Here is a 13,710-nt window from a genome sequence, read left to right on the forward strand (position 1 = left end):
ATTTAGTAAGATGATGGCAAACGTTCGTTATAATTTCTCGGCGATAATCGTGAAGGTTTTCGGGATTCCTTTGTCAAAAACTTCCGAGGAAAGGTTCGGGAGCTCTTCCAGCGTTTTTAGGCACAGCCCTTTGCTTGCAATGGCCGTTACAATTTCCCCTAATGTCCAATTGCGTAACAATACTTTTGATTCAGTGTCATTCATCCCGTTTGAAAGGAATTTGGAGAAAGCAATGTCCTTTTCCTCAAGCGAGGTGTCGAAATAATCGCCTGTTACTTTATGTTTGCGGATAGTAGCAGTCGTTCCGCGTGAGGAGATGAGTTTTGTGGATACCGGATGGAAATCTTGGAGGACGAGCACGCCGCCTTTTCGCAGGAGCGAGTTGACCACCTGGAATAATTCGGTTAAGTCCAAAAAGTAATGAAGAATACCGAATTCCATAAAAACGAGATCATACTCACCAGACAATGCATCTGGAGGGAGCTGCAATACATCGGAAACGATGTAAGTCAGGTCAACGTCGGCAGCTGCAGCCAGTTCTTTGGCGTACTGCTCATTCTCATAAGAGAAATCGGCGATGGTCACGTCGGCACCTAGCAAGGCAAGCGCAACGGCTTTGTTTCCATTTGAACCGAGTAAATTGATAATCTTTTTGCCGCGAATATCCCCCATGTGCTCATATACTTTACCGATTCGCTTTTGGGGGTCTTCTTTAATTTTGACCGCTGCCTCAACAGGTGTTCCAAAGCGCTTCAGCCACGCTTGATATGCCCCAGTGTTCCAAGCCGTTTTATTTAGTTGTGCTGTTTCCACAAATTCCCCTCCATAGAGTATTCCATTCAAAAAATTGGCCCAGGTATGTTGGTTATGAGGGCTCAGGTAATTTATGATACTGACACAGCTCATTCGTGTCTATATCTTTTCGAAGTGTTAATTTTTCCATGTGTGACCTGAAAGTTGAAACAATTGGGGGCGAGATTCTACAATTGTGAAGCAAAGCGGGACAGTGGTAATATTGGGAAAAATAGATGCGTCCGCTCTTTATGCGGTCGAGGGTTTGTTCGACGGGAGGCAAGCTGCTTTGAAAATCAAAGTGTTGATCGCAGACGACAATTCGTTTATACGCGAAGGCATGAAAATCATCCTGACGAGCTTCGAGGAGTTTGAAGTAGTCGGGAGTGTGGAGGATGGGGTCGAGGCGGTGACGTTTTGCAAACAGAACGAGGTAGACGTCGCGCTCTTGGACGTTCGGATGCCGAACATGAATGGAGTGGAAGCGACTCGTGTGCTGACTGCCGAGACTACGGTCAAACCGCTCATTTTGACCACATTCGACGATGACGAGTTTGTCCTCGAAGCCATTCAAGCGGGGGCACGCGGTTATTTATTGAAAAACAATGATCCCAACCGCATTCGAGATGCTATCAAGAGTGTCTATAACAACCATCATGTGCTGCAGGATGTCGTCCTGGATAAGATCAAAATGAACCTGAATACAGGGAAGAACGCTACGGATACCGTGTCCGCTACCGCTCCTCCCAAAGCGAAAGCAGCCAACCCTACCGAAAGCAAAATCGATCAAAGCTTATTTACGGAACGGGAGCTCGATGTCATGAAGCAGATCGCCAAGGGACTATCGAACAAAGAAATCGCGAAGAAGCTGTATATTTCCGAGGGGACAGTTGCGAATTACATTACTTCCATCTTGAATAAAACAGCACTTGAACATCGTACGCAGATTGCCATCTATTATTTGACGGGCGAAACGAACATGTCTGATTGAAAGGAGGTCACAACCGATGGCGTTATGGACAATGGCGAATAAGACAGCGGTGCTTGGTTTTATCATCGTGACTTCTTTTCTGGCTCATCCCACTTCTGAAGTTGACCCGTGGCAAACTCTCGTGTACTTGTTGTATCTGGCTATCAATCTTACTATTCTCATTTTGAAACAGATGAATCATAAGCAATGGTTTGTTTGGCTATCCATCATGTTTGTGATAGCGAGTGGACTTGTGCTGGATCCGTTGTTTATGCTGCTGTTGCCAATCAACGTTTTAGAGCTAGCTTTTTTGGCAGGTAAGCAGCGGATGGTCGTATTTCTCTGTATGTTGTTGCCTTTGTTCATGGTGCCATCTGAATGGGTGCCCTTGTATTTATTAACGGCCTTTCTTAGCTTTTTGCTGTATAGGTGTGGCAGCAGGCTAACGGACAAGCTCGGCAGGTTAGAAGCTGAACGGGAAAAGCTGAGAGAGGATTTACAAAGCTTGACCCGCTCCTTAAACGAAAGCAGTGAATACTTCCGCCAGTCGACTTACACGATTCAACTGGAGGAGCGCAATCGCCTTTCTCAACAAATTCACGACGATGTGGGACATGCAGTTGCAGGTGCGCTGATACAAATGGAAGCGTCGCGACTGCTGATGGCGACTGATCAGGACAAGGCATCCGAGCTGCTCCGCAATGCGATCACGATATCGAAGGAAGGGCTGGAGCGAATCAGAGTGACACTCAAGGAAGTAAAGCCACGGCCGGAGGAGCTGGGAATCAATCGACTCCGGTCGTTTGTCGATGAGCTGTCTGCCAGAGAGACAGTGACAGCCACGCTTACTTTTGCCGGGGACATTGACGTCATTACACCGCTTCAGTGGAAAATCATCCAGCAAAATGCAACGGAAGCGGTCACGAATGCACTCAAATATGCGAAGGCGACAGTGATTTCCCTAGAGGTACGGGTGCTGAATACATTCATAAAAGCAGTGGTCACAGACAATGGCGCCGGCGCAGAAAAGATTGTAAAAGGGCTTGGCATTCTCGGGATGGAGGAGAGAGCTGCTTCCGCTGGTGGAACAGTGATTGTAGACGGTACGCGAGGCTTTAGCGTGACCACACTGCTGCCTTATCGCAACGAATGAAAAAGATCATGAGAAACAACATGAGAATTCTCATGTGCCAAGGGATGAACTTATGCACTGACATAGGGGCATCCTTTTTTATTACAATGCAGACATAGCCACGAAGGGAGTGAGTGATGTGAGTCATGTATTGGAAATTCGTCAGCTAACGAAAAAATTCGGTGAGTTCGTCGCCGTCGACAATATGTCTCTGAATGTGCGTGAAGGAGAAATCTTTGGTTTCTTGGGGGCCAACGGAGCGGGAAAGAGCACGACCATCAACATGATCGCCTCCCTGTTGCGCGTAACAAAGGGTGAGATTACCCTGCTGGGAAAAAACATTGAGAAACACAGCAAATTCGCCAAAATGAACATCGGTATCGTACCACAAGATATCGCCATCTACGAGGATATGACTGCCTATGAAAACGTGAGGTTTTTTGCTGGCTTGTACGGACTGCGTGGATCACTGCTTCGCGAACGGACGGAAGAGGCGCTTGAATTCGTAGGTCTCGGTGACAAATCTACTAGCTTTCCCAAAAACTTCTCTGGCGGGATGAAGCGTCGATTAAACATTGCTTGCGCCATTGCCCATCGGCCGAAGCTGATCATCATGGACGAACCTACTGTCGGGATTGACCCTCATTCGCGCAATTATATCTTGAATTCGGTACGCAAGCTCAACGACATGGGCTGCACGATCATTTATACGAGCCATTACATGGAGGAAGTCGAAGAAATCTGCACCCGTATTGCCATCGTTGATCATGGAAAAGTCATCGCGGAAGGATCGAAGGAGGAGCTAAAAGCGATTATTACCGACGCGAAGGAAATTTGGATTGGCGTCCGGGCAGATGAACCGTTAAACCTTGAAGGTATTAAGGCGATTCCTGGTGTGAATGCAGTGCTTCAAGAAGAGAATACGATCAAAATCGTATCGAAAACGGAGATCAACAACCTGAACCGGATCATTCAACAATTAATCAAGGACCAGGTAGAAATCCGCTCCATTGAAGAGCAAGCGCCGAATCTGGAGACTGTGTTCTTGACCTTAACCGGTCGAAACTTGCGAGACTAGAGGAGGGGCTTTGCCATGAACATATGGAGTATCGCTGTAAAAGAAATCAAGTCCAGCCTTCGTGAAAAGAGAACGTTTATGTTTATGCTAGCACTTCCCATCATCTTGATGCTGATTTTAGGTTCCGCCCTTTCCAATGCATTCGATGATACGAGGACCGTAGGAGACATGCGCTTGCTGTATAAAAGCAACGGGACGAATGCGCAAATGTCTACGGCATGGAACACGTTTATAAAAGCATTGCGTGATAAAGGAGTGGAGGCCGCTCCAGTAAGTTCAGGCATGGACGGGCAGGAGGAAGTTCGCGCGGATCGCTATACGGGGTATGCAGTCGTCAGTGATACGGGGATTGAGTTTTATGGAAGCAGCAAGAATGCGATAGGAAGCAATATCCTTGCGGGGATGCTAACCGTTTTTGCAGATCGGTACTCGCTCGCATCTGCAGCTTATCAGATAGATCCCGAATCTGCTTCGGCAATCGTCAAGGGTACCGGACAGCGTGATGATTTTATTCATGAAACGGCCTTGCATGCAAATAAAAAACCGGGGGCAATCGACTATTACGCGATTGCGATGACGACCATGATTGCGCTCTACTCGATGTTTTCTGCGAGTTATTTGTTCACCAAGGAGCGTACGAACAAAACGTCCACACGATTAATGGCAGCACCTGTCAGCAAAGGTGCCATTTTTACCGGAAAAATAATCGGCAGTACGTTCGTCAATATGTTTTTCGTACTCGTCGTGTTCTTAGTCAGCAAGTTCGTGTTCCAAGCAGATTGGGGTAACCACTACGGAATGGTTATCCTCGTACTTTTGACAGAGGTGTTGCTTGCAGTCAGCTTGGGTCTGGGGATTGGCTTTCTTTTCAAAGGGGAAGGAGTACGGGCAATCAACAATATTTTTACGCAAGTCGCCTCCTTTGTAGGCGGTGCCTATTTTCCCGTTGATCAATCAGCTGGTCTATTCAGCCTCTTGTCCAAAGTCTCTCCCCTTCACTGGGCGAATACAGGTCTGATGCAAATCATCTACACAGACAATCCGAGAGGCGCATGGTTTGCGATTGCGATGAATGTGAGCATTGCCACGGCGTTCATCATCTTTTCTGTTATCACGATGCGCAGACGGGAGGGTGCTTTTGTATGAGTGAGATGCTATGGCTAATTCGGAAAACCCTGATGGAGACGTTTCGCAGTAAAAAAAGCTGGTTTACTTACTTGGGTTTGCCGATCTTAGGTGTTCTGTTATCTCTTACTCTTTACAGCAATGGAGGCAGCGGTACGATCCATGTCGGAATCATCAATCAGGATGGGGACCAGGTGATCACGAAGGACACGATCCGGTTTATCGAGAGATTGAATCATATCAAGGTCACAGTCATCGATGAACAAACGATGCGTGAACAAATTGTTTCTGGTGAGCTGGATAGCGGAATTGTTTTCGAGTCAGGGTATGCTGCTAGTGTTCGAAAAGGGGCGCCAGCACACTTGAATATGGTATCAGTAAAAGGTGAACAGGTTACTGCCTACGTGAAGGCCATGCTGCACAGTTATATCGGCAATCTTGCCGCGATTGGAAAAGCGGCACAAGCGGATGAGGCTAAGTTCACGAAGCTGTATACGGCATACCACGAGCAAAGCTACAAGCTCAATATCGTAGAGCTTCCAGACACCTCGAACGTGACGCGTATGACGAATCAATCGATTGGTTTCCTCATTATGTTTATGATGTTTTCAGCGGTGAACATGTCGGAGATCATTTTAAAAGAAAAAGAAAATCGCACCTTTTTGCGACTGCTTTCTTCGCCGATGTCGGCTAGATCCTATGTATTCTCGAATATTATCGTCAGCATGTTTATTTTGCTGCTGCAAATCATTGTGACCTTGCTCGTCATGAAAAACGTCTTCGGCATAGATGCAGGCGTCTCGTACAGTCAAATGATTCTGCCGCTGTTCGTGTTCGCGCTGGGGGCAATCGCACTTTCTCTGATGACCGTTGCCTTTGCGAAGAGTAGAGCAGGTGCCGGAGCGATTTCTAACTTGATCATTGTACCGACGTGCCTCCTGGCTGGCTGCTTCTTTCCCATGGAAATCATGCCGGACACCGTGCGCAAAATTTCAACATTCTTGCCCCAGCATTGGTTGCTCGATACGGTGAATAAGCTTCAACAAGGGTACAGTCTGGGGAGCTTGTATTTGAACATAGCTATTTTGCTCGCATTCGCTACGGTTTTTGCCTTGATCGCCATCTATCGGTTTGGGCGGAATAACGATAGCAGACAGTTTGTGTGAGAAAAATAGGACTAGGTGAACTGTAATTTGACAAGGGATAATTCGAAGCGTGTCGAAAGATGCTTACTATGATAAAGCAAAGTATCCGTAAACGGAGTCATTCAAATGCACTCATAAGTAAGCATCTTGTGATTCTTCTCTTGTTTTTAGCATTTCTTCTAGGTCTTCGAACGTTCTGGTTTTCGTTTCATGCGTTTCCAGAGCATCCGCCTGTGGTTCAAGGCGTTCTTGATATGCGCGGGTGGGACTTTGAAAATTCCCCGTCCATTTCACTGGATGGGGAATGGGAGTTTTTCCCTGAATCTTTGATCACGCATGAAGATCTCAAGCAATCATCGAATGACGAACGACAATACGTTCAAGTGCCTGGCAATTGGAGCAGCGCTTTTTCTAGGGACTCTCCATCATCGTATGGTTATGGAACATACCGTTTACGTATCTTGGTCGATCAACCCCTAAATCAGCCATACACCTTATGGGTTCCGCAAGTGGACGCATCTTCCACCATAGAGGTTAACGGACAGATATTAGCCAGAGTCGGAGTGCCTGCGACAACAGCGGAAGATTACATTCCGCGGAAGCAATCCTCCACGGCTACGTACATTGCAGGTGATGCAAAGGTCATTGAAGTGCTCGTCCGAACGGCCAACTTTCATAATCCAATCGAAGGGGGCATCGTCAGATCGATTTACTTCGGGTCGCAGGCCGCTGTTGACACCGAACGTTGGTATTCTATCGGCTTCCAGATGACAATCTTCCTCATCTTGTTGCTACATGGCTTGTATGCAGGCATCCTGTACATATTGAATGCCCGTCACAAAGAGTTTCTGGTGATTTGGCTGTTGCTTTCCTGCGTGGGGATAAAGACTGTGTCCGATTATGACAATCTGCTGTTACTTTGGCTCCCGATCGATTATACATGGGCGCTCAAGGTAGAAGTGCTCGCCTACATATGGCAGCCTTTACTGATGATATTATTGGTCAGAAGTCTATCTGAACAGGGAGAGAAAGAAAACGTCAAGCCGTTCAGGGCATATCTTTCCGTGTTCAGTCTTTATTCGGCAGTTATCATACTGGGAACGGCACAATGGGTGTATATTTTAGCTGGAACGCCATTTTTGGTTATTCTTTATTTCGGCCCGTTGTTGCTAATTGTATTCAGGATCAGCCGCATGCTCATGCAAAACAAGCATGATGTTGTATTTTTGCTAATCGCTGCTATGAGTATTTTTTCCAATGTTATATGGTCCGCACTCATGGAATATAAAATCATCGATATCAAGTACGTGTATTATCCGCTCGACCTGATTGCTGCGCTTGTCAGCTTTTCTGCCTATTGGTTCAAGCGATTCTTTCGCAATTCAGCGGAAAAGGCACAGCTAACGGAGCAATTGAAAGAAGCCGACAAGCTCAAAGACCAGTTTCTCGCCCATACCTCTCACGAACTGAGAACGCCATTGCACGGCATCATGAATATCGCCCAGACTGTCGTGAACAATGAAAGGCATGTCATGGGCGGTCGCAGCACGCAGGATATGGAGCTCTTAATCACGATCAGCCGCAGAATGTCGCATTTACTGGACGATTTGCTAGATGTCGTACGGTTGCAGGACAAGCATATCGTGTTGCAGAAGAAGCCGTTGCATATTCAATCGGTTGTTTCTGGCATCATCAGCATGCTCACCTACCTGGTAGAAGGCAAGCCTGTTCAACTGAAAATGGACATACCAGAGTCTATCCCGGCAATCTTGGCAGATGAGAAGCGGCTAGTCCAGATTCTGTTCAATCTTGTTCACAATGCACTGAAATTCACAGAAGAAGGATCTGTCGTCGTTTCTGCTGAGATCGTGGACGGACAGGTGGCGATCTATGTATCCGATACAGGAATCGGGATGGATGAGCAGACCAAGGCACGTATATTTTTGCCGTATGAGCAGGGAGCGCAAGCAACGAACGATGGGGGAGGAATCGGCCTCGGTCTTGCTATTTGTACACAGCTGGTAGATCTGCATGATAGCGAGCTGAGAGTCGACTCTGAACCGGGCAAAGGTTCGGTATTTAGCTTCTGGCTGCCCGTGGTTAGTACAGATGAGATGAAGGCAGCAGAGAGCCAATATGTGGAGCAGATGGATAAGAACAATCAAGTGACGGCTAGCAACCAGATGAGGCATAGTGAAGCCCCAGATATCTTGGCTTTTCAGCAAACGGCTGCGCATGCATCTGTTGACCGAAAGGCGAACATATTAGCGATCGATGACGACCCGGTTAACCTAAGGGTGCTGGATCGAATGCTCTCATCCTCGCATTACCAAATCACTACGTGCACATCGCCAAGAGACGCGCTCGATCTGCTTTTTACAGAGCAGTGGGACTTGCTTATCATCGATGTCATGATGCCGCATATGTCGGGCTACGAGCTGACGCAAAAGGTACGGGAGCATTTCTCTGTTTCCGAGCTTCCGATCTTGCTCTTAACGGCGCGCAGCCAGTCTGAAGATGTATACACCGGGTATTTGTCTGGTGCGAATGACTATGTATGCAAACCAGTCGATGGCATGGAGCTGAAATATCGCGTCTGGTCGTTGACGACGCTCAAGCAAACAGTCGATGAACGATTGCGCATGGAGGCTGCCTACTTGCAGGCGCAGATTCACCCGCATTTCTTGTTCAACACACTTAGCTCGATTATGGCATTGAGTGACATTGATACGGAGAAGATGCGTAAACTCGGGGATGCGTTTACCGCCTTCTTGCACATCAGCTTCGACTTTTTGAATACAGGAAAACAAGTCACACTCTCCCATGAGCTAGAGCTCGTCCAAGCGTATCTTTACATTGAAAAGGAACGATTTGGCGAGCGGTTACAGATCGTGTGGGAAATTGAGCCAGATATCGATCTTCTCATCCCGCCACTGACCATTCAGCCTTTGGTGGAGAATGCAATTAACCATGGTCTTCTTACCCGAATAGAGGGAGGAACTCTTCATATCCGCATCGTCCGGCAAAAGAATGCCACTCTTTTTGAGGTGAAGGATGACGGTATTGGGATGGAGAAAGAGACTGTGCGTCAAATTCTCGACTTGTCGAAGAAGGAAAGAGGCGGAATCGGAGTATCCAACACGAATCGCAGACTGACGCAAATGTACGGGAAGGGCTTGCGCATCACGAGTAAGCCGGGTGAAGGAACAACGGTGTCGTTTGTCATACCGGATCGGACGCAATAGAGTGAGTTGCTGTTTTAGCACCCTGGATCACTGTTACTGGTGAAGCAGGGTGCTTTTTCGCGTTTTCTATACCTAGGAACGCCGTTCATCCGCCCCTACATTCTGCGGAATTACAATAATTGCAGTCATAGTCACCAAAACGATTACCATATATGGCACATCTACTGCAATGGTAACAACAAAAAGCCCCACTCGGATTATTCGGATTCAACTCATTACATTCATCTCTCAGATGATTACTTAGGTCTCTACGACGTTCCAGATAAGGTCCATATTGTACCAAACGTCCAAAGACTTTCTTGAGACCCTTCGACTTTTTTCTTTTCAAGAATGCCCCATCCTTTCATGACAATCTAACACAGAATATGCCATGATTTTTCCAATGATTGGACATGCGGCTATTCCCGTTGAAAGAAATCATGAGGAGTTGAAAAACGACATTAGTGTCGTTTATAATGATCTCACCAACAAAAACGACATCTATGTATATTTTGTTCGAAGGAGGTAGGCCCGAACCCCATGGCCCCAAAAGTAAGCGACGAATACAAAACCAAAAAGAAAATCGAACTGCTACAAGCGGCAAAACGTGTGTTCATCACAAAAGGCTATACACGGGCCACCATGCAAGACGTCATGGAAGAGGCTGGTGTATCGCGGGGAGCCTTGTACGCCTACTTTGATAACCTGGAGCACTTATATTTGGAGCTGCTGCAATTCGAAGATCAACAGGATGTACAGTTTTTCACACCGATTGCTGGCGAAACGTCTTGGCAGCAAGTCATCAAATGGGTCTCCAAACAGCAGGTCGAGATCGAGAAAATCGAACAAACACTATCCCAAGCCAACTCAGAGTTTTTCCTGTCACTGAAAGATCAGCAAAAGCAACAGAGCTATCCATACATCACGACTCGCTATGAAAAAATGGTGGATGTGTTGACGGCTTTCTTCGCGCATGGGACAGCGACAGGTGAGTTCAAGCCACAGCTACCACCTGAGGCGATTGCTCGCTATCTCATCTCGGTTATCGATGGATTGATGCTGGATACCGCGCATTTGGGCGCAGAGAAAACAAAGGTGCCCGAGCAGATGGAAGCATTGTTGTTTTCATTGAGAGCGATGCTGGGACCGACTCAATAAGGAGGGGGATGAATGTTGTTTCAATCAGAGAGAATTTATTTGAGAAAAATGACGGGGGAGGACGTGGACGTCTACCACACGTGGAGAAATGACGTAGAAGTCATGCGGACAACGAATCCGTCTATGGACGTCTATACATGGGAAGATACGAACGGGTTTGTGAACCAGGTCATTCTGCATGCAAGCTCCTCGAAGAGCTATATGATCCTAGACAGCCAAACCAATCGACCGATCGGGATTACCTCTCTCATCCAAATCGACCTGAAAAACCGCAATGCGGAGTGCATCATCGATATTGGGGAGAAGGAGTATTGGGGAAAGGGGTATGGACGAGAAGCGATGAAGCTGCTGCTGGATTATGCATTCTTGGAAATGAATCTGCATCGGGTATCGTTGCGTGTCTTTTCCTTTAACGAAAAAGCCATAAAGCTGTATGAGAGACTCGGATTCAAGCAGGAGGGGGTCTCGCGGCAGTTTTTGTTTCGAGAGGGAAAATGGCATGATATCGTCCATATGGGGATTTTGCAGCAGGAATATATCACTTGAAAAAAGGCTGGCGGTACGAAGGGTACCACCAGCCTTTTGCGTATGAAGATGTCTCTTATTTTCCGTCGTAAATCGGTACTTCCCACTCCACATTTTTGTGTTCAACCATGCGTTTCTCGGAAGTAATGATCAGTTGTTTAGGCAGGGATGTGAGGTTTTTCAAGAAGATGGAACCGCCAAAAATCGCCCGGCCATTTTCATACTCAGTCTTGTCGATCAAGTAGTCGGCGTCTTCGTACTTTTTCCCAGTCTCGTCTGTAATGGTCCAGTATTGATATGGACCCATAGCGGCAGTATCTGGAGAGAGAGTTGCCTCGAATGTCAGGTGGTAGCCCTCCACTTTGGTGGTAGACCCATCGTCATTTACGCGGTGATACCCGTCATAGCCTTCAAAATCAACGACCGCGTTTGGATCCTTTTGATATTTTTTGAAAGTAAACTGATCTCCCTGGACATCCGCTGTGATGACTTCTTTCTTCTCAAGGCGATCGGTGTCCAATTTCGCGTTAAGCTTAGCTGTTTCCTCTGTATATACAGACCCGAGCTTGAAGGTGAGGCTTTGGCTTTCGTCGATTGGTTGGAAGTAGTGGAAGTCTCTTGTTCCATTTTCAGTAGAGCGGGTATGATCCCATTTCAAATACGGGATGACATTGCTTTGTTTGCTGGCTTTACGGGTGACAGCATCGGAATCCCAAGCGGCGACAACTGTGCCCTTTTCATTGACTAGCTCGTAGCTGTATTCTTTTCGCTGGTTATCCGTATTCGAGCGATCTACGACCATTTCCATCCCACTCGGTGCAAACGTCATCTGTTTTACGTCCAGCTTGAGCCCTTGCGGAGTCGTGTATGTTTTGTTGATCTCATGTGTCTTCGTCGCGGCCTTTGCCTTTTTCATGTCAACAGGTACGGACAGCTTCCAGTTTCCTTTGATGTGGCCCAATTGTTTAATGTTGAACTCTACAATCAGCTCGTCCGGAATTTCACTGATATCAGCAAAGTAGCTGCGCAGCTCACGATTCAAGGACATGGTACCGGTATCTGTATACATAACATTGTGCCAATCTTCATCATTTGCAGATGACTCAACAGGCTTCAGTACGTTCCCTTGTTTGTCTTTGATTGTAATGACTTGCTCCTTCTTATCTCTTCTGATCATTTGGCTCAAAAAACCGTCCGTCGGCTTACCGTTCTTGTCTTTTAAAGAAGCTGCTATGCTAATACGCAGCGGGTCAGCGACCACTTCATGCACAGTAAAAGTGAGGCCTTGATCGGTCGTACTTACCTCAACGGACTGCGCGAATCCATTCTTGGCTGCTTGAGCAATTCCTTTGTCCGCTAGTTTTTGCAGGAAGCTATTGCTCACAAGTGCTACAGGATCAGCCTTGCCAATCGGGCTGTTCGTAAAAGCAGCATGGACATAACTGGCAAAGGTCGGGGAGACGAGCATTCCTCCCGAGACGACGATGGTTAATGCAGCGGCGGCAAGCGTCATTCTTTTCATGATCGTGATACTCCTTTGTTTCCACGCGGGTGGTTGATGTGAAGGGGTTGCAGGGTTCAATACTCTCACGGGATGAGGGGAGAGCATCTGAATAATCTTTTGATCCATATTTGGTGAGAGGGAGTTTTCCCACATCGTTTCTTCTGTTTGGTGCAGCTCATCGATCCATTGCTCCAGTTGGTGCTGGCAGTGTGTGCAATGATCGAGATGACTTTCGATATTTCGTTTGTTCACTGGTGATAAACGATCTTCCATGTAGGCGATCAGCTGTCTTTGCGTAAGGCAATTCAAAGCGGGGTTCCCCCTTTTTTCTCCGGCTTACTTAGCTGGTCTCGCAGCTTTTTCCTGGCATAGGAAAGGCGCATTCTCACAGTATCTACGGACAAAGATAGTTTGTGGCCAATCTCTCGGTAGCTTAGGTGCTGGAGATAATGCAAAGCGAGAATCGTCCTGTGGTTCTTGTCCAGTGTCATCATCTGCTGTCGCAAAGCATGACGCTGTTCTTTTTCCAGATAATCTTCCTCCGGGATCGGACATTCGTCTTTGACCTCGACATCCATCTCCGTTACGGAAGGCATCCGCTTTCGTTTCCGCAGCTCGTCAATCCCGCGGTTGATCGCGATTCGATACAGCCAGGCTGAAAAGGAGTAGTTGGGTTTATAATCTGGCAGACTGTAGTACGCCTTGATAAAAACCTCCTGCACCATGTCTTCGGCATCATGAGAATGCTGGAGCGTGCGCCCAAGAATCGAACCGATTTTTCCCTTGTATTTATTGACGATCAGAGCATAAGCCTCTTTATTTCCTTGAAGAACCTCCGCAATGACCTCTCGATCGTCCTGCATGTTTGTTACCTCCTTGCAAAAAGGTGCTGCGCAGCTTTCCTTTTTGGTGTTCACTACTATAGACGAAAACGAGGGTGCTCCCCTCTCAAACTTTTTCATGAAATTTGAAAAATGGCATAGGAAGAGGATGCCTCTCTTCGTTTGATAGAAGGGCATCCTCTTGATCTATCACGTATGCCGCCATCACTTAAATG

11 protein-coding genes are annotated in these 13,710 nt (G+C 47.0%); 8 read left to right on the forward strand and 3 right to left on the reverse strand.

Features of this window, described 5'->3' with window-relative positions:
• Positions 1–27 precede the first annotated feature (27 nt).
• Entirely contained in the window at positions 28–813 is a 786-nt protein-coding gene (locus tag HPY27_RS11050) for a class I SAM-dependent methyltransferase (RefSeq protein ID WP_069847128.1), read from the reverse strand.
• 268 nt (positions 814–1,081) lie between these two features.
• Between HPY27_RS11050 and HPY27_RS11055 the strand changes: the two genes are divergently transcribed.
• The 8 genes from HPY27_RS11055 to HPY27_RS11090 all read left to right on the forward strand — a co-directional run bounded on the left by HPY27_RS11055 (position 1,082) and on the right by HPY27_RS11090 (position 11,170).
• Positions 1,082–1,783, forward strand: coding sequence for a response regulator transcription factor (locus HPY27_RS11055; RefSeq protein WP_174224998.1), 702 nt, complete (start codon positions 1,082–1,084; stop codon positions 1,781–1,783).
• A gap of 16 nt (positions 1,784–1,799) precedes the next feature.
• Positions 1,800–2,915 carry a sensor histidine kinase gene (locus tag HPY27_RS11060; RefSeq protein WP_174224999.1) on the forward strand — a complete coding sequence of 372 codons (1,116 nt, stop codon included), beginning with the start codon at positions 1,800–1,802 and terminating at the stop codon, positions 2,913–2,915.
• 118 nt (positions 2,916–3,033) lie between these two features.
• Positions 3,034–3,972 carry an ABC transporter ATP-binding protein gene (locus tag HPY27_RS11065; protein WP_173622658.1) on the forward strand — a complete coding sequence of 313 codons (939 nt, stop codon included), beginning with the start codon at positions 3,034–3,036 and terminating at the stop codon, positions 3,970–3,972.
• Between the two features lie 15 nt (positions 3,973–3,987).
• Positions 3,988–5,118, forward strand: a complete 1,131-nt coding sequence (locus HPY27_RS11070; RefSeq protein WP_174225000.1) for an ABC transporter permease — start codon at positions 3,988–3,990, stop codon at positions 5,116–5,118.
• A complete protein-coding gene (locus tag HPY27_RS11075) occupies positions 5,115–6,263 on the forward strand; it encodes an ABC transporter permease (RefSeq protein ID WP_174225001.1) in 1,149 nt (382 codons plus the stop codon). The genes HPY27_RS11070 and HPY27_RS11075 overlap by 4 nt, the downstream gene beginning before the upstream one ends.
• Positions 6,264–6,322: 59 nt before the next feature.
• Complete coding sequence (locus HPY27_RS11080; protein ID WP_174225002.1) at positions 6,323–9,487, forward strand: hybrid sensor histidine kinase/response regulator; 3,165 nt, start codon at positions 6,323–6,325, stop codon at positions 9,485–9,487.
• A 519-nt stretch (positions 9,488–10,006) separates the two neighbouring features.
• Positions 10,007–10,624 carry a TetR/AcrR family transcriptional regulator gene (locus HPY27_RS11085; RefSeq protein ID WP_017249883.1) on the forward strand — a complete coding sequence of 206 codons (618 nt, stop codon included), beginning with the start codon at positions 10,007–10,009 and terminating at the stop codon, positions 10,622–10,624.
• Between the two features lie 12 nt (positions 10,625–10,636).
• Positions 10,637–11,170, forward strand: a complete 534-nt coding sequence (locus HPY27_RS11090; RefSeq protein WP_174225003.1) for a GNAT family N-acetyltransferase — start codon at positions 10,637–10,639, stop codon at positions 11,168–11,170.
• A gap of 55 nt (positions 11,171–11,225) precedes the next feature.
• Here the strand turns inward: HPY27_RS11090 and HPY27_RS11095 are convergent, their stop codons facing one another.
• Together HPY27_RS11095 and HPY27_RS11100 are read right to left on the reverse strand one after the other, a co-directional pair.
• Positions 11,226–12,962, reverse strand: a complete 1,737-nt coding sequence (locus HPY27_RS11095; RefSeq protein WP_174225004.1) for a DUF4179 domain-containing protein — start codon at positions 12,960–12,962, stop codon at positions 11,226–11,228.
• The gene (locus tag HPY27_RS11100; RefSeq protein WP_174225005.1) at positions 12,959–13,516 is read right to left on the reverse strand and encodes an RNA polymerase sigma factor; all 558 of its coding nucleotides are present in this window, start codon (positions 13,514–13,516) and stop codon (positions 12,959–12,961) included. The genes HPY27_RS11095 and HPY27_RS11100 overlap by 4 nt, the downstream gene beginning before the upstream one ends.
• Positions 13,517–13,710: the final 194 nt, after the last annotated feature.

This window comes from Brevibacillus sp. HB1.1 (genome assembly GCF_013332445.1).
Lineage (GTDB): Bacteria > Bacillota > Bacilli > Brevibacillales > Brevibacillaceae > Brevibacillus > Brevibacillus porteri.